This is a genomic window from Streptomyces griseofuscus (genome assembly GCF_014673495.1).
Taxonomy (GTDB): domain Bacteria; phylum Actinomycetota; class Actinomycetes; order Streptomycetales; family Streptomycetaceae; genus Streptomyces; species Streptomyces murinus.
This window is the reverse complement of sequence record NZ_CP051006.1, coordinates 7,460,518-7,485,568: the sequence shown is the minus strand read 5'-3', so window position 1 is coordinate 7,485,568 and position 25,051 is coordinate 7,460,518. Positions and strand designations below refer to the sequence as shown.

The following is a 25,051-nucleotide window of genomic DNA, read 5'->3' as shown; positions in this document are numbered from 1 at the left end:
CCGGCAGGATCACCCCATGCAGACCCCTGATTTCCTCCATGCCCTCGATCGCGAGGGCCAGTCGCTCGCCGCGGCCGCCGAACGGGCCGGCACCGACGCCACGGTGCCGACCTGCCCCGAGTGGCGGGTGCGGGACCTGCTGCGGCACATCGGCACGGTCCACCGGTGGGCCGCGGGCTTCGTCGCCGAGGGGCACACCGAGCCCCGGCCGATCGGCGAGGAGCCGGACCTCGCCGGCGCCGAGCTGGTGGCCTGGTACCGGGACAGCCACCGGCTGCTGGTCGACACCCTGTCCGCCGCACCCGCCGACCTGGAGTGCTGGACCTTCCTCGCGCTGCCCGGCCTCTCGCCCCTGGAGTTCTGGACACGGCGGCAGGCGCACGAGACGACCGTGCACCGGTACGACGCCGAGGCCGCCCGGAGTGGGGCACCCTCCCCGATCGCCGCGGACCTCGCGGCCGACGGCATCGACGAGTTGCTGCGCGGCTTCCACGGGCGGTCCAGGAGCCGGGTGCGTACGACGGAGCCGAGGGCGCTGCGGGTACGGGCGGCGGACGCGGGGCCGGACGCCATATGGACCGTACGGCTCGGCCCGGACGGACCACCGATGACGTCGCGTCAGGCGGACGGGGAGGCCGATGCCGAACTCTTCGGTCCGGCGGACCAGTTGTATCTGGCCCTGTGGAACCGCGCGCCCGTCCCGGGGGTCTCCGGTGACCGTTCCCTCGCCGACCTGTGGCAGGAGACCTCGGGTATCTGACGCCATGTCAGGACCAAGGAATCAGTCCGTCTCTTCGGTCAACATCCGGGCCAGTACCGCGCGTTGCTCCGGCCGTACCTCTGTGTGCAGCGCGCGGCCCTTCGGGGTGAGGGCCACCCGGACGCCCCGGCGGTCCTCCGCGCAGGCACCCCGCTCGACCAGGCCCTCCCTCTCCAGGCGGCCGATGAGCCGGGAGAGCGCGCTCTGGGTGAGATGGACGCGCTCGGAGATCTCCTGGATGCGGTAGGCACAGCCGTGCGGGCCCCGGCGCTCGGCCAGCAGGTCCAGGACCTCGAAGTCGCTGGCGCACAGGCCGTGGGTGCCCAGGGTCCGGTCCAGTTCACACTGGGTGCGGGCATGCAGGGCCAGGATGCCCCGCCACTGCGCCACGAGTGCCCGCTCGTCCGTCGTCGACGTCATCGACGCACCGTAGCAGTCCCATGGGCGGGTAAAGAAAGTCGGCGGTCGGCCACCCGGGCGGCTACCGCAGCCCGGCCCCGCGCGCCAGCCCCGTCACCGCGTGCCGGAAGAACCGCTCCCGGTCCTCGATCACGTTGTTGAACTGACCGAACAGCTCGAAGCTCACCAGCCCGAACAGCTGCGCCCAGGCAGCGACCATCGCGGCGGCCACCTCCGGGGGCAGGTCGGGGGCGATCTCGGCGGCCAACCGCGCGGCCTCGGGACGCAGTTCGGCGGACAGCGGCAGTTCGTCGAGACCGGGGCCCTGCCGGGCGTCACGGAAGACGCCGATGAGGACCACGCCGGTGCGGGCGGCGGCCGGGACGGTGGTCTCGGGGGCGGCGTAGCCGGGCACGGGCGAGCCGTAGATCAGCGCGTACTCGTGCGGATGGGTGAGCGCCCAGGTCCGTACCGCCTCGCACACCGCGATGAAGCAGTCCACGGGCGCGGCCTCACCCGCGGCATGCCGGGCCTTCTCCGCGGCCGCGCCCAGGGCGTCGTACGCGTCGATGATCAGAGCCGTCAACAGCTCGTCGCGGCTGGGGAAGTAGCGGTAGAGGGCGGAGGAGACCATGCCCAGCTCGCGGGCGACGGCCCGCAGGGAGAGCTTGGCCGCGCCCTCGGCCGCCAGTTGCCGGCGGGCCGCTTCCTTGATGGCCGCGGTTACCTCGTTCCTGGCCCGTTCGCGGGCTCCCTGTGCGGTGGTCATGGCCCTCATTCTGCCATGCATGAGAGCGGTGCACACAAAAAAGAGCACTGCTCTTGCTTTAGAGCACCTGTCTCCCTCATGCTGGTGTCAAGCGAGAGCACCGCTCTCCGAATCACAGGAGTCCACCATGTCGTCGTCCGCGCCGTACTACCTCAAGGGCAGCCCGCTGAATGTGCGGCTGAACAGCGTGATCGGCTGGCTCGCCCGGCACGGGGTCAGCCTCGCGGGCACCGCCGAGCTGTCCGTGAAGGGGCGCAAGAGCGGTGCGATGCAGCGCGTCCCGGTCAACCCGCACACCCACGAGGGCGGGCAGTACCTGGTCTCGGCGCGCGGCCACTCGCAGTGGGTGCGCAATATGCGTGCCGCGAACGGCGGTGAGCTGCGCGTCGGACGCAAGGTGCGCACCTTCACCGCGGTGGAGCTTCCCGACGCCGAGAAGCTCCCCGTCCTGCGGACCTATCTGGAGAAGTGGGGCTGGGAGGTCAACCAGTACTTCGCCGGGGTGACCGCCGCCTCCACCGACGAGGAGATCATCGCCTGCGCCGGTGACCACCCCGTCTTCCGGATCACCGTCACGAAGTGACGGGCTCCTCCTCCGGCTCGGCGGGCTCCTCGGTGTCCCCCGCCTGCGCCGGGCCCGGGTCCAGCACGGTCAGGGCGCGCTGGGCGAGCGGGTGGGAACGGACCAGCTCACCGAGGGAGGTGGCGCCCCGGGTGATGTTGCGGAACGCGTTCCAGGCCGGGCGGAAGCCGGTGAGGGCGGCGTGGAAGAGGCCGGGGCGCCGCTCGAACGCCGCGAGCAGGCGCCGGCCGACGCTCATCTCGACACCGAGCCCCGCCTTGACGGCGAAGGCGTAGTTCAGGGCCTGACGGCGGGTGTCGACGGCGTCGTGCGCCTCCGCTATGCGCACCGCCCACTCGCCGGCCAGCCGGCCCGAGCGCAGCGCGAAGGAGATGCCCTCACGGGTCCAGGGCTCCAGGAGTCCGGCCGCGTCGCCGCAGACCAGGACCCGGCCGCGGGAGAGCGGCGAGTCGTCGGCCCGGCAGCGGGTCAGATGGCCGGAGGAGACGGCCGGTTCGAAGCCGGCGAGGCCCAGCCGGGCCACGAAGTCCTCCAGATAGCGCTTGGTGGCCGCGCCCTGACCGCGGGCGGAGATCACCCCGACCGTCAGCGTGTCGCCCTTGGGGAACACCCAGCCGTAACTGCCGGGCATGGGGCCCCAGTCGATGAGCACCCGGCCCTTCCAGTCCTCGGCGACCGACTCGGGGACCGGGATCTCCGCTTCGAGACCGAGGTCCACCTGGGCCATCTTCACGCCCACATGGGCGCCTATCCGGCTGGCGCTGCCGTCCGCGCCGACGACCGCGCGGGCCAGGACCGTCTCGCCGCCCTGGAGGACGACGGCGACCGTGCGCCGGTCGGGGACCGCCGAGCCGTGCTGCTCGACGCGCTGCACGGTGACGCCCGTACGCAGTTCGGCGCCCGCCTTCTGCGCGTGCTCGACCAGCTGCTGGTCGAACTCGGGCCGGTTGATCAGCCCGAACAGCATCTGCCGGGAACGGCGGGTGCGGGTGAAGCGCCCGTTGTTGGAGAAGGTGACCGCGTGCACCCGGTCCCGCAGGGGCAGTTCGAAGCCCGGCGGCAGGGAGTCGCGCGAAGGGCCGATGATGCCGCCGCCACAGGTTTTGTACCGGGGCAACTCGGCTTTCTCCAGCAACAGGACGCGGCGCCCCGCGACCGCCGCCGCATAGGCGGCCGAGGCCCCCGCGGGTCCCGCGCCCACCACGACGACGTCCCACACTCGCTGCACGTCGTCCGCCGAAGAGTTCTCGCCGCTCACGATGGTCTACTGCTCCGATCAAGCCGCTGCCGCTCCCCGTACCCACGACATGCCGCGAGCAGGGGGTTACCCGATGTACTCGCATCCTACGGCCGCGAGCGGAGTGCGCCGCTGTGGGAGGATCGATCCACCCAGCAGGTACAACGTCGCACCTACGAGGAGCGTGCCCATGTCGTCGAATCCGGTCGCCGAGACCGTCGCCTCTCTGATGCCCCGGGCCAAGGCGGAGCTGGCCGAGCTCGTCGCCTTCCGGTCCGTGGCGGACTTCGAGCAGTTTCCGAAGAGCGAGAGCGAGGCCGCCGCGAACTGGATCGCCGACGCACTGCGCGCCGAGGGATTTGTCGACATCGCCCTGCTCGACACCCCCGACGGCACCCAGTCGGTGTACGGCTGTCTGCCGGGCCCGGAGGGTGCCAAAACGGTTCTGCTGTATGCGCACTACGATGTGCAGCCGCCGCTGGACGAGGCCGGCTGGACCACTCCGCCGTTCGAGCTGACCGAGCGCGACGGTCGCTGGTACGGCCGGGGCAGCGCCGACTGCAAGGGCGGTGTGATCATGCACCTGCTCGCTCTGCGCGCCCTGAAGGCGAACGGCGGCGTGCCGGTGCACGTCAAGATCATCGTGGAGGGCTCCGAGGAGCAGGGCACGGGCGGTCTGGAGCGGTACGCCGAGCAGCACCCGGAGGTGCTGGCCGCCGACACCATCGTCATCGGTGACGCGGGCAACTTCCGGGTGGGCCTGCCGACGGTGACCACGATCCTGCGCGGCATGACGCTGGTCCGGGTGGGTGTCGAGACCCTCGCGGGCAATCTGCACTCCGGCCAGTTCGGCGGCGCCGCCCCGGACGCGCTGGCCGCGCTGATCCGGGTGCTGGACTCGCTGCGCGCGGAGGACGGCTCCACCACGGTGGACGGTCTGGACGCGTCGGCCGCGTGGGACGGCCTGGAGTACACCGAGGAGCAGTTCCGCTCGGACGCCAAGGTGCTGGACGGCGTGGGTCTGACCGGCTCCGGCTCGGTCGCCGACCGGCTGTGGGCCCGGCCCGCAGTCACCGTGCTCGGCATCGACTGTCCGCCGGTCGTCGGCGCCACCCCCTCGGTGCACGCCGGGGCCCGCGCGCTGGTCAGCCTGCGGGTGCCGCCGGGCGTGGACGCGACGGAGGCGAGCAAGCTGCTCCAGGCTCACCTGGAGACGCACACCCCCTGGGGCGCCCGGGTCACCGTGGAACAGGTCGGCCAGGGCCAGCCGTTCCGCGCCGATGTCTCCAGCCCCGCCTACCAGGCGATGGCCGACGCGATGGCGGTCGCCTACCCGGGCGAGACCATGCAGTACGCCGGCCAGGGCGGCTCCATCCCGCTGTGCAACACCCTCGCCGGCCTCTACCCGGACGCCGAGATCCTGCTGATCGGCCTCAGCGAGCCGGAGGCCCAGATCCACGCCCTCAACGAGAGCGTCTCGCCCCAGGAACTGGAGCGCCTGTCGGTGGCGGAGGCGCTGTTCCTGCGGAACTACGCGGGCTGAGCGCGCGACAGGCCGGGACCGCGCCCGTGCGGCGCGGCCCGGGCCGCGAGGTCGGCCCCGCCGCAGGGTCGCCCCGGCCGTGAGGTTCCGCCTTGGGCGGACACCCGTCCGCCCAAGGCGTAGAAGCGTCCTCCCCGCTCCCGCCCCGGCCTACGGTCGGGGCATGGACGTGATCGAGCTTCTCCCCCGGTTGCATCTGCTGCGCTTCCCGGTCGGCCAGGCGTATCTCTGGCGGGACGGCGAGGAGTTGACGCTGATCGACGCGGGGACGATCGGGGCGGGGCCGGTGATCGCCGAGGCGGTCAGGGCATTGGGCCGCGCCCCCGAGGACGTACGGCGCATCGTGCTGACCCACTTCCACGAGGACCACGTGGGCGGAGCGGGCGAGTTCGCCGCACTGAGCGGGGCCGAGGTGCTGGCCCATCGCCTGGACGCGCCGTTCGTACGAGGTGAGGCGCCGGGCCCCGCACCGCGGCTCGCGGAGTGGGAGCTGCCGATCCGGGCGGAGGTCGCCCGGCATCTGCCCGGGGGCTCCCCGCTGCCGCCGCCGTCGGTCACGGAGGTGACGGACGGCGAGGTGCTGGGCTTCGGCGGCGGGGCACAGGTGGTGCACGTCCCGGGGCACACGGACGGCAGCATCGCGCTCCATCTGCCCGCCGAGGGCGTGCTGTTCACCGGGGACACCGTGGCCGCGCTGCCGCCCGAGGGCGTGCTGTCCCGGGGGGAGCCGGTGCCGACGGACCCCGTCGAACACACGCTGATCCCGGGCGTGTTCAACCTGGACCGGCCCCGACTCCTCGACTCCGTACGGCGGTTGGCGGATCTCGGTGCCGAGGTGGCGTGCTTCGGTCACGGCGACCCGGTGCTGCGGGGTGCCGCCGCCGAACTGCGCCGGGCCGCCGCGATGTGAGGTCAGCCGCGCGGCACCCCGGCCTCCAGATACAGGGCCTTCCCGCGCTCACGAGCCCGCAGGGCCCAGCGCAGCCGCTCGTAGCGGACCGGGGGCAGCATCCCGGCGGCCTCCTGCTCGGTGGCGAACCGCCAGCCGCGCAACTCCGTTCCCGGGAGCATTACTTGGGCCGCCTCGTCGGAGGGGAGCCGGCCGCCGTCGAAGAGCAGCCGGAGCCCGCCGTAGCCGGGCGGCACGGGCCGTTCCCAGTCCACCACCAGCAGCCGGGGCACCTCCCGCAGCCGTATCCCGGTCTCCTCGGCGACCTCGCGCATCCCCGCGCGGGCCGGGGCCTCGCCGCGCTCCACCACACCGCCGGGAAACTCCCAGCCGGGCTTGTAGGTGGGGTCCACGAGCAGCACCCGGTCCTGCTCGTCGAAGAGGAGTACCCCGGCGGCGAGGGTCTCGGCGGTGGGCTCGGGGGTCTGCACGATGTCGCAGGGGGTGTAGTCACCCCTGCCGACCGACTCCGCGATCCGTACGGCGGTCTCGTACGGGGTCAGCGCGCTGGTGTCGATCAGATGGGCGTCGACGGTGAGCCAGGAGGCGAGGGCGGCGTGGTACGGCTCGATGTGGTCGTAGGACCACTGCCGTACCCGTATCTCCCCGTCGGGCAGGTCGGGCGGCACCTCGCGCCCGGCTATGCGCGCACGCAGGATCGTTTCGGCCGGGGCGAGGACCAGATGCTGTACGGGTATCCGGCGGGCGGCGAGGCCGCCGAAGATCTCGTCGCGGTGCTCCTGGCGCAGCAGGGTCATCGGCACGACGAGGGTGCCGCCCAGTTCGGCGAGCATCGCGGCGGCCGTGTCGACCACGAGCCGGCGCCAGATCGGCAGATCCTGGAAGTCGCCGACCTCGGCGAGGCGCTTGGGTGGCAGCAGGTGCGCGAGCGACCCGCCGATGACCTCGGGGTCGAAGAGCGTGCTGTGCGGGATCAGTTCGATCAGCTCCCGTGCGGTCGTGGTCTTTCCCGCACCGAACGCGCCGTTGATCCAGACGACGGTCACGGACTTCCCCCTCTTCTGTTGGCCCCCTGAGGCTTGCCCGCTCCACCCTGCCACGGAAACCCCGCCGCGGTGAGGGTGCGGTAAAGCGCGGTGCCGGTGCCCTCGCGGCGGGGCACCGGCACGCATACGCCGCTGTCCTAGTCCTGGCCGGCGGCCAGGCCGGGGGCGTGTCCGGTGGTGTGTCCGGTGGCCGGGGAGTCGGCGGGGGCCAGGCTGTCGTGGCTGACCAGATCACCGGCCGAGTGCAGGGTGCCGGAGACATCGAGACCGTCCAGCGGCCCCTTGTCCGCGGCGTGGGACGGGGTGATGGCGGCCACGACGAAACCGGTGGCCAGGGAGGCGAGGGCGAGCATGCTGCGCTTCTTCATGTGCGGATCAACTCCCCGAGGGGGCCCGGGGTCACGCGGATACCGCCGGAACGCCGAAATCCCCTGGCCGGGGCGCCGACGCGGCCGATAGCGTCCGGGGCGACCGACACCGGAGGACCGACATCATGACCCGCGCCCGCCCCACCACCACGCTCTGGCGTCCCACCGGTCCCGTGGAACTGGATCTGGTACGCGCCTCGGACTGGCGGGCCTGGCCGCCCAGACTCCCGGAGCAGCCGATCTTCTACCCGGTGCTCAACGAGGACTACGCGATCCGGATCGCCCGGGACTGGAACGTACGGCACGACGGAGCCGGGTTCGTGACCCGCTTCGAGGTCGACACCGCGTTCCTCGGCCGCTACCCGGTGCGGCAGGCCGGTGGCCGGACCATCCTGGAACTGTGGGTGCCCGCCGAGGAATTGGACGAGTTCAACGCGCATATCGTGGGACCGATCGAGGTCGTGCACACCTTTCGGTGAGCCGCGGCACCCGCACGGCGAGGAGTACGCGTGTCCCCTGTCTTCCCCTCCGGCACGGTCGGCGCCGAGCTCGGCGATGTGATCGAGGACGTCGTACGGTCGGCCGACCGGCTCGCCGCGGCCGCGGCCGGTCTGTCCGGGGCCGCGGTGCGGGCGCCTTCGGGGCTGCCGGATTGGACCCGGGGGCAGGTGCTCGCCCATGTCGCCTACAGCGCCGACGCGTACACCTGGTTGCTCGAGCTCGCGCGCACCGGCCGGGAACCCGGTCCGCGCGCGGATCCGGGGCGGGTGGCACGGGACGCCGTACTGCCCGCCGAGCCGCTGGCCGAACGGCTGCGGGCGAGCCTTCGCCGGTTCACGGACGGGGCGCGCGCGTTGCCCGCGCCCGCCTGGGAGCGGCTGGTCCCGGCGCTGGCCGGCTGGCGCCATCCCGCCTGGTACCTGCTGCTGCGCGGCCTGCGGGAGCTGGAGACCCACCACCTCGACCTCCGTGTCGGGTACGGCACCGAGCGTTGGCCGCACCGGTATGTGCGCTGGGCCCTGGACGACACCCTCACCACCCTCGCCGCCCGGCGCTTCCCGCTCACCGCCGTGACGGCCGTCGATCTGGGCCGGCGCTGGGCGGTCTCGGCCGAGGGCCCCGAGGTGAGCGGGGAGGGGCATCGGCTGCTCGGCTGGCTCACCGGACGACTCCCGGCCGACGGGCCCCGGACACCCGCCCCGCTCCCCTGGCCCCAGCCCCCGCTCCCCGGCTGGGGTCGCGTCGGCGACGACGGGTAGGGCACCGAAGCGCACATGTCCGCACGGCGACGGGCGCACCGGCCGTACCCCTTCCAACACACTCGGACACGTTCTACCGTGAACGCCCGCCGATCCCGAGCGAGTTGGAGGAACGTCGACCATGCGCACATCCTCGACCCGCACAACCCACCGCAGAGCAGCAGGAGTTCTGCTCGCCGGACTGCTCTGCGCCGCCGGCCTCGGCACGGCCCCGGCCGCCACCGCCGCGCCCGGCCTCGACAACGGTCTCGCCCGCACCCCGCCGATGGGCTTCGACAACTGGAACTCCACCCAGTGCGGGCCCGGCTTCGACGAGGCCATGGTCGAGGGCATCGCGGACCTCATCGTCGCCAAGGGCCTGAAGGACGCGGGCTACCGGTACGTCAACCTGGACGACTGCTGGGCCTTCCCGCTGCGGAGCCTGACCGGCAAACTCGTCCCGGACCCGGTCCGGTTCCCGCACGGGATCAAGGCGGTCGCCGACTACGTCCACGCCAAGGGGCTCAAGCTCGGCATCTACACCAGCGCGGGGCTGCGCACCTGCGACCTCATCGGCATGCCGGGCGCCCTGGGCCACGAGTACGGCGACGCACGGCAGTTCGCCGACTGGGGCGTCGACTACGTGAAGTACGACAACTGCAACAACCTCGGCGTCGACGCCGTAGCGCGCTACACCACGATGCGGGACGCCCTGAAGGCGACCGGCCGGCCGATCGTCTACAGCATCTGCGAATGGGGCGAGAACAAGCCCTGGGAGTGGGCCCCGGACGTGGGCAACCTGTGGCGCACCACCGGTGACATCAGTGACAGCTGGCCCTCCATGCTGTCGATCGTCAAGCAGAACCTGCCGCTCGCCCCGTACGCCGGCCCGGGCCACTGGAACGACCCCGACATGCTGGAGGTGGGCAACGGCGGGATGACGGACACCGAGTACCGCTCCCACTTCTCCCTCTGGTCGGTGATGGCCGCCCCGCTGCTCATCGGCACCGACCTGCGCAAGGCGACGCCCGCCACCTTCGACATCCTGGGCAACGCGGAGGTCATCGCCGTCGACCAGGACCCGCTCGGCAAGCAGGGCACGGTCGTCGACGACACGGACGGAAGCTGGGTCATCGCCAAGGAGATGGCCGACGGCAGCCGCGCGGTCGCCCTGTTCAACGAGTCCGGCACCGCGCGGCAGATCACCACCACCGCCGCTGCCGTGGGTCTGCCCGGAGCCGGGTCCTACACCCTGCGGGACCTGTGGCGGCACACCGAAGGCCACTCCGCCGGGACGATCACGGCGACCGTCCCGGCCCATGGCACGGTCCTGCTGCGCGTCTCGGCCGACACGGTCTGAGCCGACCGGCAGAGCCTAGAGCCGCACCAGCCCCGGCCCACTGATCAGCGCCGCCGCCGCGGCACCCACCAGCCCCGCGTCCGTGCCCATCTGCGCGGGCACCACCGTCAGCCGCCGTACGAACGACAGCGTGGCGTAGTCCGCGAGGGCCGCGCGCAGCGGGGTGAAGAGGACGTCGCCCGCGTTGCCGACCCCGCCGCCGATCACCGCGATGTCGATCTCGACCAGGGTCGCGGTGGCCGCGATCCCGGCGGCGAGCGCCCGCGCGGCCCGCCGGAAGGAGGCCACGGCGACCGGGTCGCCCGCCCGTGCCGCCTCGGCCACCGCGGCGGCCGAGGCATCGCCGTCCGGGCCCGGCCGCCAGCCCTGTTCCAGGGCGCGGCCGGCGATGTTCGGGCCGCTGGCGATCCGCTCCACACAGCCACGCGAGCCGCACGGACAGGGGTCGCCGTCGAGGTCGACGCTGATGTGCCCGATGTGCCCGGCGTTGCCGGTCGGGCCGGGGTGCAGTTGTCCGCCCAGGACCAGGCCGCCCCCGACTCCCGTCGAGACCACCATGCACAGCGCGTTGTCATGGCCCCGGGCGGCGCCCCGCCAGTGCTCGGCGGCGGTGATCGCGACGCCGTCGCCGATCAGTTCGACGGGCAGTCCCCCGGTCGCCGTCCGGACCCGCTCGACCAGCGGGAAGTCCCGCCAGCCCGGCACGTTCACGGGACTGACGGTGCCCGCGGAGGCGTCCACCGGACCCGCGCTGCCGATGCCGACGGAGCGGACCTGTCCCCACCGGGGCGAGGCGGCGAGTTCACCGAGCACCTCCTCGACGGCCCGCATGACCGTCTCGCCGTCCTGCCGGGCGGGCGTGGCGCGCTGGGCCCGCTCCAGGATCAGTCCGCGGCCGTCCACAAGACCGCCGGCGATCTTGGTGCCGCCGATGTCCAGCGCTGCCACGAGGTCGGTGCGCATCAGTGTGTGATCTCCCCGTCGAACGATCGAAAGCCATGGGCCCGAGCGGGTCGGCCGGGTGGTGGGGGCACGGTCCCGCGCAGAGCGGTCGACAGTCTCTCGCGCACCTGACAACGTTGTCCAGGCTCTATGCTCGACGCCACATCCTCATACAAGCCCATGGGCCGCCCGCAAAACACCCCGTGGGGCCACGGACGACAGGACAGGACAGCGCATCGTGCCCAAAACCACCCACCGCGCGGATCGCCACCCCGGAAGCCGCTACGGCAACCGGCCGACGATGAAGGACGTGGCGGCGCGGGCCGGGGTCGGGCTGAAGACGGTGTCCCGGGTGGTCAACGGCGAGCCCGGGGTCACCCCGGACACCGAGCGCCGGGTGCAGGAGGCGATCGACGCGCTGGGCTTCCGCCGCAATGACAGCGCGCGGGTGTTGCGCAAGGGCCGCACGGCGAGCATCGGTCTGGTCCTGGAGGACCTCGCGGACCCCTTCTACGGCCCGCTGAGCCGCGCGGTGGAGGAGGTCGCCCGCTCGCACGGCGCCCTGCTGATCAACGGCTCCAGCGCCGAGGACCCGGAGCGGGAGCGGGAGTTGGCGCTCGCGCTGTGCGCACGCCGGGTGGACGGCCTGGTGGTGATCCCGGCCGGGGACGACCACCGCTATCTGGAGCCGGAGATCCGGGCGGGCGTGGCCACCGTGTTCGTGGACCGCCCGGCCGGACGGATCGACGCCGATGTGGTGCTGTCCGACAACTTCGGCGGGGCCCGCGACGGCGTGGCCCATCTGATCGCGCACGGCCACCGCAGGATCGGCTTCATCGGGGACATGCCCCGCATCCACACGGCGGCCGAGCGGCTGCGCGGCTACCGGGCGGCCATGGAGGACGCGGGGATACCGGTCGAGGACCGCTGGATGTCGCTCGGGGTGACGAGCCCGGAGCGGGTGCGCCGGGCCGCGCAGGAGATGCTGTCCGAACCCGAGCCCGTCACCGCGGTGTTCGCGGGCAACAACCGGGTGACGGTCACCGTGGTCCGGGTCCTCGCCGAGGGGTCCCGGCAGGTGGCCCTCGTCGGATTCGACGACTTCGAGCTGGCCGATCTGCTGCGGCCGGGCGTCACGGTGGTCGCCCAGGACTCGGCCGCCCTCGGCCGTACGGCGGCGGAGCGGCTCTTCCGCCAGCTGGACGGCGGACTCATCGCACCGGAGCGGATCGAGCTGCCGACCCGGCTGATCACCCGCGGCTCGGGCGAGCTGCCCCCGGCCGGCTGAGCCGCCCATGGCCACGCTGGAGGAGCTGGGGCTGGCCGGGGTGCCGCGCGAGGACCCGCTGACGTATCCGGGTGCCTGGCCCGCCCGTTCGGGGTTGCTGCACGGCGACCGGATGCTGCCGCTGACCCGGCTGGTGTACGACGACCGGGCGCCGGTGCTCGCGGTCGGCTCCAACGCCTGCCCCGGTCAACTGCGCCACAAGATGGCCGGGTTCGGGCTCGATTCGCCCGTCCCGATGGTGCGCTCCCGGGTGACCGGCCTCGATGTGGGCGTCTCCGCGCACGTCAGCCGCATGGGCTATGTCTCCGCCTCACCGGTCAAGTCGCCTTCCGTCACACGGGAGTTGTTCGTGCTGTGGCTGGACCGGCGGCAGCTGGACGTGATCGACGCCAGCGAGGGGGCGCCGCTGCCGGACGGCAACTTCCGGCGGGCCTGGCTGCCCGCGCCGGACGTCCAGGTCCAACTGGCCGACGACACCGTGCTGTCGGGGGCGTATGCCTACGTCAATCGGCACGGAGTCCTGCACGACGGCACCGGCGCGCCCCGCCGCCACCCGGGCCAGCGCCCGCTGCTCACCGAACTCCCCGCCTCCTCGGCGCGGTTGCGGGAGCTGTTCGGAACGAGTCCGGAGGAGTTCAGCGAACGGGCGCGCGGCGATGCGCGGTTGTGCGCACGGGGCACCCGGCTGTTCGCCGAGCACGGGTGGGTATCGGGCTCGGGGCTCGAACCGTACGTCGCCCTGTAGCCCGCGCCGCCCGCGAGCCCGGTGAACCCCGTGAGCCCGGTGAACCCCGCGAGTTCCGGCTACTGAGCGGCGGCCGTGAGGTCGCCGCGCCTCGGCGCCGCGAAGCCCTCAAGTCCCGCACGGGTCAGCCCTGTACGCTCGGCCACCTCCGCGAGGTCGAGGGCACCGCAGTCCAGGCCGCGCAGCAGATAGCCACTGAGGGCCTTGGCGGTGGCGGGCTCGTCCATGACGTCGCCCGCGGTGCGGTTGGCGTAGCGGGCGAGGCGGGCCGCGGCCTGCTCGAAGCCCTCGCGGTAGAAGGCGAAGACGGCCGCGTAGCGGGTCGGGATGTGGCCCGGGTGCATGTCCCAGCCCTGGTAGTAGGCGCGGGCGAGGGCGCGCCGGGTGAGGCCGTAGTGCAGCCGCCAGGCGGCGTGCACCTGCTCGGTGGGGCCGACCGGGAGGACATTGGTGGAGCCGTCCGAGACGCGCACGCCGGTGCCCGCGGCGGCGACCTGCATGACCGCCTTGGCGTGGTCGGCGGCCGGGTGGTCGCTGGCCTGATAGGCGGCGGAGACGCCCAGGCAGGCGCTGTAGTCGAAGGTGCCGTAGTGCAGCCCGGTGGCGCGGCCCTCGGCGGCCTGGATCATACGGGCGACGGTCGCGGTGCCGTCGGTCGCCAGGATGGCCTGGCTGGTCTCGATCTGTATCTCGAAGCCGAGCCGTCCCGCGTCCAGACCGTGCGCCTTCTCGAAGGCCGCCAGGAGCCGGGCGAAGGCGGTCACCTGCTCGGGATAGGTCACCTTCGGCAGGGTGAGCACCAGCCCGTCGGGCAGTCCGCCCGCCGCCATCAGGCCGGTGAGGAAGATGTCGAGGGTGCGGATGCCCCGCGCCCGTACCGGGGCCTCCATGCACTTCATGCGGATGCCCATGTACGGCGCCGCGGTCCCCTTCGCGTACGCCTCGGCGATCAGCCGGGCCGCGCGGGCCGCGGTCGCGTCCTCCTCGGCGTCGGGGCGGGGGCCGTAGCCGTCCTCGAAGTCGACCCGCAGGTCTTCTATCGGCTCGCGCTCCAGCTTGGCGCGGACGCGGGAGTGGACGGGCTCGGCGAGGTCGTCGGCGAGGCCGAGGACGGCGGCGAAGGAGGCGGCGTCCGGGGCATGTTCGTCCAGGGCGGCGAGGGCCTGGTCGCCCCAGGAGCGGACGGTGTCGGCGGTGAAGGCGTCACCGGGGACGTAGACGGTGTGGACGGGCTGCCGGGTGCCGGGGTCCCCGGGGTAGCGGCGTGCCAGTTCCGCGTCGACCGGGGCGAGCGAGGCGCTGATCTCCTCGCCGACGGCGCCGGCGAGGCTGGTCGCCACCTTCTCCTGCTGACCCATCCCACACCCTCCAATATCCACTGCAATTCCGCGTTGCGGAATCAACAATCCGTAGAATGAAGTTATCCGGCGCGGTTCCGGCTGGTCAACACCTCGGCCGAGGACCCCATGTCGCCTTCAGGATGCACCGAGGCCCCCATGACCGCGCGGGTCACGGGGGCCTCGGACAGCCGGTCGGCGATCAGCCCTTGCGGGTCTTGATCTCCTCGGTCAGCTGCGGCACGACGTCGAACAGGTCGCCGACGACGCCGTAGTCGACCAGCTCGAAGATCGGGGCCTCGGCGTCCTTGTTGACGGCCACGATGGTCTTCGAGGTCTGCATGCCGGCGCGGTGCTGGATGGCACCGGAGATGCCGTTGGCGATGTACAGCTGCGGCGAGACCGACTTGCCGGTCTGGCCGACCTGGTTGGTGTGCGGGTACCAGCCGGCGTCGACGGCGGCACGCGAGGCACCGACGGCCGCGCCGAGCTGGTCGGCGAGGGCCTCGATGATCGCGAAGTTCTCGGCGCCGTTGACACCGCGGCCGCCGGAGACCACGATCGCGGCCTCGGTCAGCTCCGGGCGGCCCGTGGACTCGCGCGGGGTGCGGGCGGTGACCTTGGTGCCGGTGGCCTTGTCGGAGAAGGTCACGGCGAGGGCCTCGACCGCGCCCGCGGCCGGGGCGGCCTCCACGGCGGCCGAGTTCGGCTTGACCGTGATGACCGGGGTGCCCTTGATGACACGCGACTTGGTGGTGAAGGACGCGGCGAACACCGACTGGGTGGCCACCGGGCCCTCGTCGCCGGCCTCCAGGTCGACGGCGTCGGTGATGATGCCGGCGCCGATGCGCAGCGCCAGGCGGGCGGCGATCTCCTTGCCCTCGGCGGAGGACGGGACCAGCACGGCGGCCGGGGAGACGGCCTCGTGGGCGGCCTGGAGGGCGTCGACCTTCGGCACGACCAGGTAGTCGGCGTACTCGGACGCGTCGTGGGTGAGGACCTTCACCGCGCCGTGCTCGGCGAGGGTGGCGGCGGTGTCGGCGGCACCGTTGCCCAGCGCGACGGCGACGGGCTCACCGAGGCGGCGGGCCAGGGTCAGCAGCTCAAGGGTGGGCTTGCGGACGGCACCGTCCACGTGGTCGACGTAGACGAGGACTTCAGCCATGGGATTGCTCTCCTGCGTAACGAAGTTGAGGGGCGGTCGGCGGGCGCGAACCCTTAGATGAACTTCTGGCCCGCGAGGAACTCAGCGAGCTGCTTGCCGCCCTCGCCCTCGTCCTTGACGATGGTGCCGGCCGTGCGGGCCGGACGCGCGTCGGCGGTCTCGACCTTGGTGAACGCGCCGTCCAGGCCGACCTCTTCCGCCTCGATGTCGAGGTCCGACAGGTCCCAGGACTCCACCGGCTTCTTCTTGGCCGCCATGATGCCCTTGAAGGACGGGTAGCGGGCCTCGCCGGACTGGTCGGTCACGGAGACCAGGGCCGGCAGCTGCGCCTCCAGCTGCTCGGAGGCGGCGTCGCCGTCGCGGCGGCCCTTGACGGTGCCGTCCTCGACCGAGACCTCGGAGAGCAGGGTGACCTGCGGGACACCCAGGCGCTCGGCGACCAGCGCCGGGACGACGCCCATGGTGCCGTCGGTGGAGGCCATGCCGGAGACGACCAGGTCGAAGCCGGCCTTCTCGATGGCCTTGGCCAGCACCAGGGAGGTGCCGATGGCGTCGGTGCCGTGCAGGTCGTCGTCCTCGACGTGGATGGCCTTGTCGGCACCCATCGACAGGGCCTTGCGGAGCGCGTCCTTGGCGTCCTCGGGGCCCACCGTCAGCACGGTGACCTCGGCGTCGTCCGCCTCGTCCGCGATCTGGAGCGCCTGCTCGACCGCGTACTCGTCCAGCTCGGAGAGCAGACCGTCCACGTCGTCGCGGTCGACGGTCAGGTCATCGGCGAAGTGCCGGTCGCCAGTGGCGTCGGGCACGTACTTCACAGTGACAACGATCCTCAAGCTCACGCCGGCTCTCCTACTGCATCGTGATTTCCTGGCTGCCTCTTGCAGGCAGCATAGGCGCCTGAAGCGGCCGATCCCGGCCGGGGCGTCAGCGCGCTCCGACCGGAATATTACTCGTCAGTACACCCAGTTCGTTCCCGCTAAGCAAGCGCTTTGAACTGTGACCTTCGCAACGCAGCGTAATCGGGAATCGACCGCCGTGCAGGGAATCGGAGCGTGATCCACGCCGCAATCAGTCGCGCAGCGCGGTGAAGCGGCCCTGGTGGTAGAGGAGGGGGCGGCCGCCGCCGGCGGGATCGCCGAGGACGACCTCCGCGAGCACGATCCGGTGGTCCCCCGCGGGGACGCGGGCGACGATCCGGCAGACCAGCCAGGCGAGTACGTCGTCGAGCACCGGCACGCCCTCGGGGCCGTCACGCCAGGCGGTGGGCGCGCCGAAGCGGTCGGCGCCGCTGCGGGCGAAGGTGGCGGCCAGGTCGCCCTGGTGCTCGCCGAGTATGTGCACGCCGATGTGGTCGGCCTCGGCTATCGCGGGCCAGCTGGAGGCGCCGGTGCCGACCCCGAAGGAGATCATCGGGGGCTCGGCGGAGACCGAGGTGAGGGAGGTGGCGGTGAAGCCGACCGGTCCGGTGGCGCCGCGCGCGGTGATCACCGCGACACCGGCGGCGTGCCGGCGGAAGGTGGCGCGCAGCAGATCGGGAGAGGCGAGCTGGGGAGTGCCGAGTCCGGGCAGGGCCGTCATGGAGTTGTCCTTCTGTTCGGGAGGGCGAGCGGATCCGTGGCTGCTCAGCGGCCCGGACAGCAGGCGCTCGCGGTGCGCGCGAGGTCGACGTGGGCCCGCCCGTGGAGAAGGAGTTCGGTCGGCATACGGTCAGGCTGACGATAGGTGGCGCGCGCAGTCAAGTGCGGTCCGGGAACTGGGATGTCTCTCACCTGGTGCTGAGACCCCCTCACACCGCCTCCCCCAGCGCCGCGATGACATCGGCCCTGCGGGGCTGCCCGGCGGCTCGGCGCACTTCCCTGCCGTGCGCGTCCAGGACGAGGACGGTGGGGGTCTTGAGGATCCCGAGGGCGCGTACGAGGTCGAGGCGGGCCTCGGCGTCGATCTCGATGTGGGCGACGCCGGGCACCATCGCGGCGACCTCGTCGAGGACGCGCCGGGTGGCGCGGCAGGGCGCGCAGAAGGCGCTGGAGAACTGGACCAGGGTGGCCCGTTCGCCGAGAGCGCCGCCGAGTTCGGCCGCCTCAGGTCCGGTTCCGCTCCCGCCCGCTTCGGCGTCGTCGCGCCCGCTCACCCGTGCCCTCCCGCTCCGCCGCCGGTGCGGCACTTCCAGGGGCGCCCGCTTCTGCGGGCGTCGGGGGGGCAAACAATCGGCGCGCCGCAGAGATTCCCGGCGCCCGGGTGAATCCTGTGCGGACGTGACGAGGATCTCGCCCGGGCCGGGCACCAGAGCTGGCTCCCCGCACGTTCTTGGGGCACGATCTGCGAGACGCCGTAACCCTACGGCTGCGTAACTTGTCCGCCGGGAGCCCCTTTCCCGAGCAGAGCAGAAAGGGTTCACCCCGCCCATGGCAGAGCTGGTCTACCGTCCCGTCATCGGATTCGCCAAGACGCTGTTCAAGGTCTGGGACCTGAAGATCGACTGCCAGGGGTCCTCGAACATCCCGCGCTCCGGCGGGGCCGTGCTGGTGAGCAATCACATCAGCTATCTGGACTTCATCTTCGACGGCCTGGCCGCGCTGCCGCAGAAGCGCCTGGTGCGGTTCATGGCGAAGGATTCCGTCTTCCGGCACAAGATCTCGGGTCCGCTGATGCGCGGTATGAAGCACATCCCGGTGGACCGGGGGCAGGGCGAGGCCGCGTACGCGCACGCGCTGGACTCGCTGCGCTCCGGTGAGGTCATCGGGGTCTTCCCGGAGGCCACCATCTCGCAGTCGTTCACCCTGAAGAGCTTCAAGTCGGGTGCGGCCAGGCTCGCCCAGGAGGCCGGGGTGCCGCTGATCCCGATGGCACTGTGGGGCACGCAGCGGCTGTGGACCAAGGGGCACCCGCGCGACTTCAAGCGCAGCCACCTGCCCATCACCATCCGCGTGGGCGAGGCCGTGGAGGCGCCGCGCGACCAGTACGCCGGGGCGATCACCCGCCGACTGCGCGAGCGGGTGCAGGAACTGCTGGACGCCGCCCAGCGCGCCTACCCGGGCCGCCCGAAGGGCCCCGAGGACTCCTGGTGGCTGCCGGCCCACCTGGGTGGTACGGCTCCGACGGCGGAGGCGCTGCGGACCACCGCCCAGGTCCACTGACACCGGACCGGTGCCGCCGCGCCCTGCCCGACGAGGTGCCCGCTCATGACGGGAGGGCCACTCGGCCCTCGGGTACCGATCGCTGTACGGGGGCTGGGCGATGCGGCGTTGGTGGAAGGTTTGGTGCGCGGCGGTGGTTGTAGGCGCCGTACGTGAAGGACCGGTGGCTGCTGCGCACCGCGTGCGACGGCGCGCTGCCGTCGGGTCCGGTACGGCAACTCGCGGCGGGCGGCGGCCACTTCGCCGGGGCGGACACCACGGAGCACGCGGGGCTCGGTGATTACGGGTGCGATCTGCGCTTCGCCGGGCACGGCGAGGCCGCATGGGTGGTGCGGATGTCCGCGTACACCCGGCGCGACGACCGGGACGCCGAGTTCCCGCTCTCCCTTCCCCCGGGACGGTTTCTCGCCCGTCCATCCGCCGGCGGGCGATCTGCCCGGCGTCGTCGACGACGCAGGCGAGCTCCAGTCCCTGCTGCGCTGCCCGGCCCTCGGCAAGGACGCGGCGGGCCGGCCGCGCCGGATGCTGGTGGTCGCGGCCCCCGGCAAGGACACTGGGAGCGCGCTGCCGGACTCCGCGCATCCGCCGCGCGGTATCCCGGTGTCCGGGGCGGCCGGCACCGGCTGCGGCTGGGCGGCCCGCGCCAGGCTCCCCCTGAGTGGGAACTGGCAGGTCCAGCCGCTGTTGAACGACGTCTCGCCCGGGGGCCGGTGCGACCTGACGCTGCGCAATGGCCCTGCTGGGCATGGGAGTTGGGCTTTAGCGCGGGGTACGGCGACTGGAGCGACCGCCTGGTCACCGGCAGCGGGGTGCGCATGCCGCTGACGGCGACCGCCCGTTGCGACGGCGAGGCCGCCAACTTCGCGATCCGGGCGTCGAAGTCGATCGGCGACGCCCGACGGCGGGTGCTACTGCGGTCCTTCGCCGAGGACCAGGTCGAGCGGCACGGCTGCTCGGGGCTGCGGCTGACCGGCTGAGCACGGCGGGCGGACCGGCTCGCCACGGAAGCCCGGCGACGGCCTGGCCGCCCGTGCCCGTCAGGTCGATCCGCTGCGGAAAGCCCATATGTAACCGTCGTCGAGGATCTGCCGCATGGCCGCCGCCCGTGCCGCCGCGACCTTGCGGGCCTTCGCCCAGGCGTCCAGCGTCCGGGACAACTGCTCGCGCCCGTCCCTGAGATCGCCGCGCACGGGTCCGCTCACCGGGCGGCCCGCGATGCCGCCCATCGGGGGCCGGGTGGTCAGCCGGGTCGGTGCCACCCGGGGTGTGCCGTCGTACGGACCGGTCGTAGGCGGCGAGGTCGATGTGTCCGGCGCGGGCGGCGCTCGTCCGGGTGCGCAGCAGGCCGCCGACGCGGCGGGCGATGTCGTCCAGGTCGCTGTCGACTCCCCGGGTCTCGGGGTTCTTCCGCCCCTTCGGCACCTTCCCGGGCTGGTAGCCGGGGTCGGTGCCCTTGTCGGTGAGGCGTTCCAAGCAGTGGGCGAGAGGAAGGCGCCGAAGCGAGACCGGCCCGTCTCGTCCGTCGCCGTGGCCGAACGGGCCGGGACGGCGGGGGACTTGGCGTCGAGGCTGACGGCGGAGACCCGTGTGGTGGTGTCGGCTATGTAGCCGGCGAGCATGCGGGCCCGTCCTGGCTCGGCGCCGGGCGGCACCTCGGCCCCGCCGTAGCCGACCACGACCGCCCAGACGGCGCGGGCCTGGCCCGGGGTGCGCTCCGTGCCGGTGGCGGTGGTCCCCGCGGCGGCCGTCCCCGTGGCCTCGGCCACCACCGTCCCGAGCACCCGCCTGCCGTCCCCGCACAGCCTCCCGGTCGGCAGCAGTGCACGCGGGGCGGGGAAGCCGGACATGTCGTCCCGGGGGTCGAGAGCCTTGGTCGCCGCGGCCGGGTTGCCCGCCGACTCCCTTGTGGCGGCCGGGAGTTGCCGACAGGAGGGGCCTGCGCCACCGAGTGCCAGCGGCACCGCGACGCCGCCCGCGACGACGGCCAGGGCCATGGCGGAGGCGAGCCATGGGTGCCTGCGCGACCAGGAGAACCGCCCTCTCCCGCGCTTAGCCCCGGCGGCCGGACGGACGCCGGGGGCCTCTTCCGCCGCTGCTCCCCCGTGCGTCATGCCGGGGAGGCTACAGGGCGCTCGGCAGCGCCCGGCCCAGGGCCTCGCGGTCGGGGGCGGTGCGCAGGGCGTCGAGTACGGCCGGGTGCGCGGCGGCGTACAGCAGCGGGTGGTCCAGTTCACCGGCGGCCGGGTCGGGGGTCCAGGCGAGCCGTTCGCCGGTCAGCGAGAACCGCGCGTCGACGCCGGGTTTGTTGCCGCGCGGGTCCTGGCGGTGCCAGGCGCCGTGGAAGCGGACGGCGATCAGGCCGTGCAGCACATGGCCCTCGCCCTCGTCGTCGCGCAGGCGCTGGTAGCACAGGGCCGTCGGGATGTCCTCGGCGCGCAGCAGGGCCGTCAGCGCGTGTGCCTTGGCATGGCAGATGCCGGTCCGCCGGGCGAGGACGTCGGAGGCGCGCCAGGTGACGCGGGGGTCGCCGGTGTCGGCGGAGTGCGGGACGGTGTCGCGGACGAACTCATAGGCCAGGCGCGCATAGACATACGAGTCCGCCGCCTCGGCCGCCAGCCGGGCGGCCGTCTCCCGGACCATCGGATGGTGATGGTCGATCACCTCGTCCGCGGCCAAGTAGGCGGATAGGTCGGCGGTTTCCTGGGTCAGCTGCATGCCCGCAGAGCATAGGAATGCGGCCACCTGCCAGTCAATGACTTTTCACGTGACCGCATACCTATGCGCCCATTCGGGCGCCTGGCTCAGCGCGCCATCTCCTCCTTGACCGCCGCCACGAAGGCGTCGACGTCCTCCTCCGTGGTGTCGAAGGAGCACATCCAGCGCACCGTGCCCGCGGCCTCGTCCCAGAAGTAGAAGCGGAAGCGCTTCTGCAACCGCTCGCTCACGTCGTGCGGGAGCTGCGCGAAGACGCCGTTGGCCTGCACCGGGTAGAGGATCTCCACCCCGTGCACCGCGCGCACGCCCTCGGCGAGCCGCTGGGCCATCTCGTTGGCGTGCCGGGCGTTGCGCAGCCACAGGTCCTTGGCCAGCAGGGCCTCCAACTGCACCGAGACGAAGCGCATCTTGGAGGCGAGCTGCATGGACAGCTTGCGCAGATGCTTCATCCTGCGCACCGCGTCCTGGTTGAGGACCACGACCGCCTCGCCGAACACGGCGCCGTTCTTCGTCCCGCCGAGCGAGAGGATGTCGACGCCGACCGCGCTGGTGAACGTGCGCATCGGCACGTCCAGGGAGGCGGCCGCGTTGGCTATCCGGGAGCCGTCCAGGTGCACCTTCATGCCGTGCGCGTGGGCGTGCTCGCAGATCGCGCGGATCTCCTCGGGCGTGTAGAGCGTGCCCAGCTCGGTGGACTGGGTGATCGAGACGACCTGGGGCATCGCCCGGTGCTCGTCCTCGAAGCCCCAGGCCTGCCGGTCGATCAGCTCGGGCGTGAGCTTGCCGTCCGGCGTGGCCACGGTGAGCAGCTTGAGCCCGCCCATCCGCTCGGGCGCCCCGCCCTCGTCCACGTTGATGTGCGCGCTCTCGGCGCAGATCACCGCGCCCCAGCGGTCGGTGACCGCCTGGAGCGCGACCACGTTCGCGCCGGTGCCGTTGAAGACCGGGAAGGCCTCCGCGGTGGCACCGAAGTGGCTGCGGATGATCCGCTGGAGGTTCTCGGTGTACTGGTCCTCGCCGTAGGCGACCTGGTGGCCGCCGTTGGCCAGGGCCAGGGCGGCCATCACCTCGGGATGCGCCCCGGCGTAGTTGTCACTGGCGAAACCGCGGACCTCCGGGTCGTGATGACGACGCGCGTCGGTCCTGGGAGGGTTCACGGCTTCTCGGTCAGCCACAGACGATTTCCGTTCAACTCGGCGGCGGACTTGCTCCAGACGCCCTCGATGGCCTCGGCCAGGTCCTTGACGTCCGTGAAGCCCGCGAACTTCGCGTTGGGGCGTTCGGCGCGCATCGCGTCGTGCACCAGCGCCTTGACCACGAGGATGGTAGCCGCGGAGGTCGGACCCTCGGCGCCCTCCGCCTTGGCCGCCTTGCGGAAGTAGTCCCCCATGGCCAGCGTCCACGCCTCGGCGGCGGCCTTGGCCGCGGAGTAGGCGGCGTTGCCCGCGGTGGGCTTGGTCGCGCCGGACGCGCTGATCAGCACGTAGCGGCCGCGGTCGCTGCGCTGAAGGGCCTCGTGGAAGGCGAGCGAGGTGTGCTGCACGGTGCGCACCAGCAGCAGCTCCAGGAAGTCCCAGTCGTCCAGGCTGGTCTTGGTGAAGGTCTCGCTGCCGCGCCAGCCGCCGACCAGGTGCACCAGGCCGTCGACGCGCCCGAAGTCCTTCTCGATGTGCTCGGCCCACTCCCGGGTGGACTGGAGATCGAGAAGGTCCACGGTGTCCCCCGTGACCGTGGCACCGCCCGAGGCGTAGCGGGCCGCGTCCACGGCCTCCGACAGCCGTTGCGGGTCGTTGTCCGCTCCGACGACGGTCGCCCCGGCCTCGGCCAGGCGCAGCAGCGTCGCCTGTCCGGCGGGTCCGCCCGCGCCGGCCACCGCGATGACCGCACCGCTGAGCGCCCCGTTCGACCCGTTCCCCATGATCTTCCCCTCTACAGCAGTGATGTGTGTGGACGGTGCGCCGTCAGTCACGCGGCGAGCCGCTCGGCGCCGTCCGCCGTGATGCCCTTGGTGGAGGCGATCACATTCTTCAGCTTCTTGGACAGGGCTTCAAAGAACATGCTCAGCGGAAACTCGTCCGGGAGCACGTCGTCGACCAGCTTGCGCGGCGGCAGCGTCAGGTCGAGGGCGTCCGGACCCTTGGCCCACTTGGAGCCGGGGTGCGGGGCCAGATACTCGGACACCAGCTGGTAGCCGGCGAACCAGTGCACGAGCTTGGGACGGTCGATGCCGTCCCGGTACAGCTTCTCTATGTCGGCGCACAGCTGGTTGGTGACCTGCGGGGCGCGCTCCCAGTCGATGGACAGCTTGTTGTCCGTCCAGCGCACCACGTCGTGCTTGTGCAGGTAGGCGAAGAGCAGCTGGCCGCCGAGGCCGTCGTAGTTGCGCACCCGGTCGCCGGTGACGGGGAAGCGGAACATACGGTCGAAGAGCACCGCGTACTGCACGTCGCGGGCCTGCGGGACGCCGTCCGCCTCCAGCTTCACGGCCTCCCTGAAGGCGGTGAGGTCACAGCGCAGCTCCTCCAGGCCGTACATCCAGAACGGCTGGCGCTGCTTGATCATGAACGGGTCGAACGGCAGGTCGCCGTGGCTGTGGGTGCGGTCGTGGACCATGTCCCAGAGCACGAACGCCTCTTCGCAGCGCTTCTGGTCGTGGACCATCGCGGCGATGTCCTCGGGCAGCTCAAGACCCAGGATGCCGACGGCCGCGTCGGTGACCCGACGGAAGCGCGCGGCCTCGCGGTCACAGAAGATGCCACCCCAGGAGAAACGTTCCGGCGCCTCACGGACGGCGATGGTCTCCGGGAAGAGGACGGCCGAGTTGGTGTCGTAGCCCGAGGTGAAGTCCTCGAACTTGATGCCGCAGAACAGCGGGTTGTCGTACCGGGTGCGCTCCAGCTCGGCCAGCCACTCGGGCCAGACCATGCGCAGCACGACCGCCTCCAGATTGCGGTCCAGGTTGCCGTTCTGCGTGTACATCGGGAAGACGACCAGGTGCTGGAGGCCGTCCGCGCGCTGCGCCGCGGGGTGGAAGGCCAGCAGGGAGTCCAGGAAGTCCGGCACATCGAAGCCGCCCTCGGCCCAGCGGCGCAGATCCTTCACCACGGCCTCGTGGTAGGCGGCGTCGTACGGCAGGAGCGGCGAGAGCTGCTCGACGGCCTCGGCGACACGGCGTACGGCGGCCTCCGCTTCGGCCTTGGCGGGCGCGCCCTCGGCGTCGAAGTCGATCGAGCCGTCCGCCGACTGCCATGGCCGGATCTGCTCCACGGCATCCTTGAGCACGGGCCAGGCGGGGTGCTCGACCACCCTGGCCTGCGAAGAAACCTGCCCCTTCGGCCCCGACTGCACAAGAATTTCCGTCATTTTCCATCCTCCACGGGAGAACCCAGCGTATGGACACCGTATGCATACCCTGATCCCCCCATCAAGAGGGAGTGCAGGAGATTTTTCTGTCTGAGGACATGGTCACCGACATTTTTCCTGCCGTAAACCGTGACGGCGCTCACTTT

At 72.3% G+C, this 25,051-nt stretch carries 26 protein-coding genes and 1 pseudogene; 11 read left to right on the top strand and 16 right to left on the bottom strand.

Annotated elements, in window-relative coordinates; translation table 11 throughout:
- The first annotated feature begins 16 nt into the window (after positions 1-16).
- Positions 17-760 (top strand): maleylpyruvate isomerase family mycothiol-dependent enzyme, encoded by a 744-nt coding sequence (locus HEP81_RS33955; protein WP_037659396.1) that lies wholly within the window; start codon positions 17-19, stop codon positions 758-760.
- A 21-nt stretch (positions 761-781) separates the two neighbouring features.
- On the opposite strand, the gene HEP81_RS33950 is transcribed toward HEP81_RS33955, so the two are convergent.
- Both HEP81_RS33950 and HEP81_RS33945 read right to left on the bottom strand, forming a co-directional pair.
- On the bottom strand, positions 782-1,180 hold the full coding sequence (locus HEP81_RS33950) for a MarR family winged helix-turn-helix transcriptional regulator (protein ID WP_037659394.1): 399 nt from the start codon (positions 1,178-1,180) through the stop codon (positions 782-784).
- Between the two features lie 61 nt (positions 1,181-1,241).
- Positions 1,242-1,928: a TetR/AcrR family transcriptional regulator gene (locus HEP81_RS33945; protein ID WP_037659393.1), complete on the bottom strand. Its 687-nt coding sequence runs from the start codon at positions 1,926-1,928 to the stop codon at positions 1,242-1,244.
- Positions 1,929-2,055: 127 nt separating this feature from the next.
- Here HEP81_RS33945 and HEP81_RS33940 point away from each other — a divergent pair, with 127 nt between their 5' ends.
- Entirely contained in the window at positions 2,056-2,511 is a 456-nt protein-coding gene (locus HEP81_RS33940; RefSeq protein ID WP_037659392.1) for a nitroreductase family deazaflavin-dependent oxidoreductase, read from the top strand.
- On the opposite strand, the gene HEP81_RS33935 is transcribed toward HEP81_RS33940, so the two are convergent.
- On the bottom strand, positions 2,501-3,769 hold the full coding sequence (locus HEP81_RS33935; protein WP_037659391.1) for a geranylgeranyl reductase family protein: 1,269 nt from the start codon (positions 3,767-3,769) through the stop codon (positions 2,501-2,503). The two genes, HEP81_RS33940 and HEP81_RS33935, sit on opposite strands and share 11 nt — an antisense overlap.
- Before the next feature lie 169 nt (positions 3,770-3,938).
- Between HEP81_RS33935 and HEP81_RS33930 the strand changes: the two genes are divergently transcribed.
- A complete protein-coding gene (locus tag HEP81_RS33930) occupies positions 3,939-5,291 on the top strand; it encodes a dipeptidase (protein ID WP_037659389.1) in 1,353 nt (450 codons plus the stop codon).
- Positions 5,292-5,454: 163 nt separating this feature from the next.
- A complete protein-coding gene (locus HEP81_RS33925; RefSeq protein WP_037659387.1) occupies positions 5,455-6,201 on the top strand; it encodes an MBL fold metallo-hydrolase in 747 nt (248 codons plus the stop codon).
- A 2-nt stretch (positions 6,202-6,203) separates the two neighbouring features.
- Here the strand turns inward: HEP81_RS33925 and HEP81_RS33920 are convergent, their stop codons facing one another.
- Together HEP81_RS33920 and HEP81_RS33915 are read right to left on the bottom strand one after the other, a co-directional pair.
- Positions 6,204-7,247 carry an NUDIX hydrolase gene (locus HEP81_RS33920; RefSeq protein ID WP_037659385.1) on the bottom strand — a complete coding sequence of 348 codons (1,044 nt, stop codon included), beginning with the start codon at positions 7,245-7,247 and terminating at the stop codon, positions 6,204-6,206.
- 137 nt (positions 7,248-7,384) lie between these two features.
- Entirely contained in the window at positions 7,385-7,615 is a 231-nt protein-coding gene (locus HEP81_RS33915) for a hypothetical protein (RefSeq protein WP_037659384.1), read from the bottom strand.
- 125 nt (positions 7,616-7,740) lie between these two features.
- Between HEP81_RS33915 and HEP81_RS33910 the strand changes: the two genes are divergently transcribed.
- The 3 genes and pseudogenes from HEP81_RS33910 to HEP81_RS33900 form a co-directional block, all read left to right on the top strand.
- Positions 7,741-8,094: a hypothetical protein gene (locus HEP81_RS33910; RefSeq protein ID WP_037659380.1), complete on the top strand. Its 354-nt coding sequence runs from the start codon at positions 7,741-7,743 to the stop codon at positions 8,092-8,094.
- Positions 8,095-8,124: 30 nt separating this feature from the next.
- Positions 8,125-8,874 (top strand): maleylpyruvate isomerase family mycothiol-dependent enzyme, encoded by a 750-nt coding sequence (locus tag HEP81_RS33905; protein ID WP_051850406.1) that lies wholly within the window; start codon positions 8,125-8,127, stop codon positions 8,872-8,874.
- A 121-nt stretch (positions 8,875-8,995) separates the two neighbouring features.
- A pseudogene (locus HEP81_RS33900) lies at positions 8,996-10,204 on the top strand (glycoside hydrolase family 27 protein); the annotation flags it as partial.
- 24 nt (positions 10,205-10,228) lie between these two features.
- On the opposite strand, the gene HEP81_RS33895 reads toward HEP81_RS33900, so the two are convergent.
- Positions 10,229-11,176, bottom strand: coding sequence for an ROK family protein (locus tag HEP81_RS33895; protein WP_037659377.1), 948 nt, complete (start codon positions 11,174-11,176; stop codon positions 10,229-10,231).
- A 217-nt stretch (positions 11,177-11,393) separates the two neighbouring features.
- Between HEP81_RS33895 and HEP81_RS33890 the strand changes: the two genes are divergently transcribed.
- Together HEP81_RS33890 and HEP81_RS33885 are read left to right on the top strand one after the other, a co-directional pair.
- Positions 11,394-12,443, top strand: coding sequence for a LacI family DNA-binding transcriptional regulator (locus HEP81_RS33890; RefSeq protein ID WP_037659373.1), 1,050 nt, complete (start codon positions 11,394-11,396; stop codon positions 12,441-12,443).
- A gap of 7 nt (positions 12,444-12,450) precedes the next feature.
- Positions 12,451-13,188 (top strand): hypothetical protein, encoded by a 738-nt coding sequence (locus HEP81_RS33885; protein WP_037659371.1) that lies wholly within the window; start codon positions 12,451-12,453, stop codon positions 13,186-13,188.
- A gap of 59 nt (positions 13,189-13,247) precedes the next feature.
- On the opposite strand, the gene HEP81_RS33880 is transcribed toward HEP81_RS33885, so the two are convergent.
- The 5 genes from HEP81_RS33880 to HEP81_RS33860 all read right to left on the bottom strand — a co-directional run bounded on the left by HEP81_RS33880 (position 13,248) and on the right by HEP81_RS33860 (position 17,893).
- The gene (locus HEP81_RS33880) at positions 13,248-14,546 is read right to left on the bottom strand and encodes a DUF6986 family protein (protein ID WP_037659369.1); all 1,299 of its coding nucleotides are present in this window, start codon (positions 14,544-14,546) and stop codon (positions 13,248-13,250) included.
- A gap of 181 nt (positions 14,547-14,727) precedes the next feature.
- A complete protein-coding gene (locus HEP81_RS33875) occupies positions 14,728-15,690 on the bottom strand; it encodes an electron transfer flavoprotein subunit alpha/FixB family protein (RefSeq protein ID WP_037659366.1) in 963 nt (320 codons plus the stop codon).
- A 53-nt stretch (positions 15,691-15,743) separates the two neighbouring features.
- Complete coding sequence (locus HEP81_RS33870) at positions 15,744-16,529, bottom strand: electron transfer flavoprotein subunit beta/FixA family protein (RefSeq protein WP_037659364.1); 786 nt, start codon at positions 16,527-16,529, stop codon at positions 15,744-15,746.
- Between the two features lie 229 nt (positions 16,530-16,758).
- Positions 16,759-17,268 (bottom strand): flavin reductase family protein, encoded by a 510-nt coding sequence (locus HEP81_RS33865; RefSeq protein WP_037659361.1) that lies wholly within the window; start codon positions 17,266-17,268, stop codon positions 16,759-16,761.
- A 208-nt stretch (positions 17,269-17,476) separates the two neighbouring features.
- Positions 17,477-17,893, bottom strand: a complete 417-nt coding sequence (locus HEP81_RS33860; RefSeq protein WP_078967541.1) for a TlpA family protein disulfide reductase — start codon at positions 17,891-17,893, stop codon at positions 17,477-17,479.
- Positions 17,894-18,095: 202 nt separating this feature from the next.
- Here HEP81_RS33860 and HEP81_RS33855 point away from each other — a divergent pair, with 202 nt between their 5' ends.
- Both HEP81_RS33855 and HEP81_RS33850 read left to right on the top strand, forming a co-directional pair.
- Entirely contained in the window at positions 18,096-18,827 is a 732-nt protein-coding gene (locus HEP81_RS33855) for a lysophospholipid acyltransferase family protein (RefSeq protein ID WP_037659357.1), read from the top strand.
- Positions 18,828-19,579: 752 nt separating this feature from the next.
- On the top strand, positions 19,580-19,804 hold the full coding sequence (locus tag HEP81_RS33850) for a hypothetical protein (protein WP_157854511.1): 225 nt from the start codon (positions 19,580-19,582) through the stop codon (positions 19,802-19,804).
- Positions 19,805-19,864: 60 nt separating this feature from the next.
- Here HEP81_RS33850 and HEP81_RS33845 read toward each other — a convergent pair whose 3' ends face one another.
- The 5 genes from HEP81_RS33845 to HEP81_RS33825 all read right to left on the bottom strand — a co-directional run bounded on the left by HEP81_RS33845 (position 19,865) and on the right by HEP81_RS33825 (position 24,905).
- Positions 19,865-20,938, bottom strand: a complete 1,074-nt coding sequence (locus HEP81_RS33845; RefSeq protein WP_154823715.1) for a hypothetical protein — start codon at positions 20,936-20,938, stop codon at positions 19,865-19,867.
- A 10-nt stretch (positions 20,939-20,948) separates the two neighbouring features.
- Positions 20,949-21,542 carry a transglutaminase-like domain-containing protein gene (locus HEP81_RS33840; protein WP_037659354.1) on the bottom strand — a complete coding sequence of 198 codons (594 nt, stop codon included), beginning with the start codon at positions 21,540-21,542 and terminating at the stop codon, positions 20,949-20,951.
- 86 nt (positions 21,543-21,628) lie between these two features.
- Positions 21,629-22,699 (bottom strand): threonine aldolase family protein, encoded by a 1,071-nt coding sequence (locus HEP81_RS33835; protein WP_037659353.1) that lies wholly within the window; start codon positions 22,697-22,699, stop codon positions 21,629-21,631.
- The gene (locus tag HEP81_RS33830; RefSeq protein ID WP_037659350.1) at positions 22,696-23,460 is read right to left on the bottom strand and encodes an SDR family oxidoreductase; all 765 of its coding nucleotides are present in this window, start codon (positions 23,458-23,460) and stop codon (positions 22,696-22,698) included. The genes HEP81_RS33835 and HEP81_RS33830 overlap by 4 nt, the downstream gene beginning before the upstream one ends.
- 47 nt (positions 23,461-23,507) lie before the next feature.
- On the bottom strand, positions 23,508-24,905 hold the full coding sequence (locus HEP81_RS33825) for a DUF6421 family protein (protein ID WP_037659348.1): 1,398 nt from the start codon (positions 24,903-24,905) through the stop codon (positions 23,508-23,510).
- Positions 24,906-25,051: the final 146 nt, after the last annotated feature.

Excerpts from the sequence above, each read along its gene's own strand:
- HEP81_RS33955 (WP_037659396.1), top strand. The coding sequence starts at position 17 with ATGCAGACCCCTGATTTCCTCCATGCCCTCGATCGCGAGGGCCAGTCG.
- HEP81_RS33950 (WP_037659394.1), bottom strand. The coding sequence starts at position 1,180 with ATGACGTCGACGACGGACGAGCGGGCACTCGTGGCGCAGTGGCGGGGC.
- HEP81_RS33945 (WP_037659393.1), bottom strand. The coding sequence starts at position 1,928 with ATGACCACCGCACAGGGAGCCCGCGAACGGGCCAGGAACGAGGTAACC.
- HEP81_RS33940 (WP_037659392.1), top strand. The coding sequence starts at position 2,056 with ATGTCGTCGTCCGCGCCGTACTACCTCAAGGGCAGCCCGCTGAATGTG.
- HEP81_RS33930 (WP_037659389.1), top strand. The coding sequence starts at position 3,939 with ATGTCGTCGAATCCGGTCGCCGAGACCGTCGCCTCTCTGATGCCCCGG.
- HEP81_RS33925 (WP_037659387.1), top strand. The coding sequence starts at position 5,455 with ATGGACGTGATCGAGCTTCTCCCCCGGTTGCATCTGCTGCGCTTCCCG.
- HEP81_RS33915 (WP_037659384.1), bottom strand. The coding sequence starts at position 7,615 with ATGAAGAAGCGCAGCATGCTCGCCCTCGCCTCCCTGGCCACCGGTTTC.
- HEP81_RS33910 (WP_037659380.1), top strand. The coding sequence starts at position 7,741 with ATGACCCGCGCCCGCCCCACCACCACGCTCTGGCGTCCCACCGGTCCC.
- HEP81_RS33895 (WP_037659377.1), bottom strand. The coding sequence starts at position 11,176 with ATGCGCACCGACCTCGTGGCAGCGCTGGACATCGGCGGCACCAAGATC.
- HEP81_RS33885 (WP_037659371.1), top strand. The coding sequence starts at position 12,451 with ATGGCCACGCTGGAGGAGCTGGGGCTGGCCGGGGTGCCGCGCGAGGAC.
- HEP81_RS33880 (WP_037659369.1), bottom strand. The coding sequence starts at position 14,546 with ATGGGTCAGCAGGAGAAGGTGGCGACCAGCCTCGCCGGCGCCGTCGGC.
- HEP81_RS33875 (WP_037659366.1), bottom strand. The coding sequence starts at position 15,690 with ATGGCTGAAGTCCTCGTCTACGTCGACCACGTGGACGGTGCCGTCCGC.
- HEP81_RS33865 (WP_037659361.1), bottom strand. The coding sequence starts at position 17,268 with ATGACGGCCCTGCCCGGACTCGGCACTCCCCAGCTCGCCTCTCCCGAT.
- HEP81_RS33855 (WP_037659357.1), top strand. The coding sequence starts at position 18,096 with ATGGCAGAGCTGGTCTACCGTCCCGTCATCGGATTCGCCAAGACGCTG.
- HEP81_RS33845 (WP_154823715.1), bottom strand. The coding sequence starts at position 20,938 with ATGACGCACGGGGGAGCAGCGGCGGAAGAGGCCCCCGGCGTCCGTCCG.
- HEP81_RS33840 (WP_037659354.1), bottom strand. The coding sequence starts at position 21,542 with ATGCAGCTGACCCAGGAAACCGCCGACCTATCCGCCTACTTGGCCGCG.
- HEP81_RS33830 (WP_037659350.1), bottom strand. The coding sequence starts at position 23,460 with ATGGGGAACGGGTCGAACGGGGCGCTCAGCGGTGCGGTCATCGCGGTG.
- HEP81_RS33825 (WP_037659348.1), bottom strand. The coding sequence starts at position 24,905 with ATGACGGAAATTCTTGTGCAGTCGGGGCCGAAGGGGCAGGTTTCTTCG.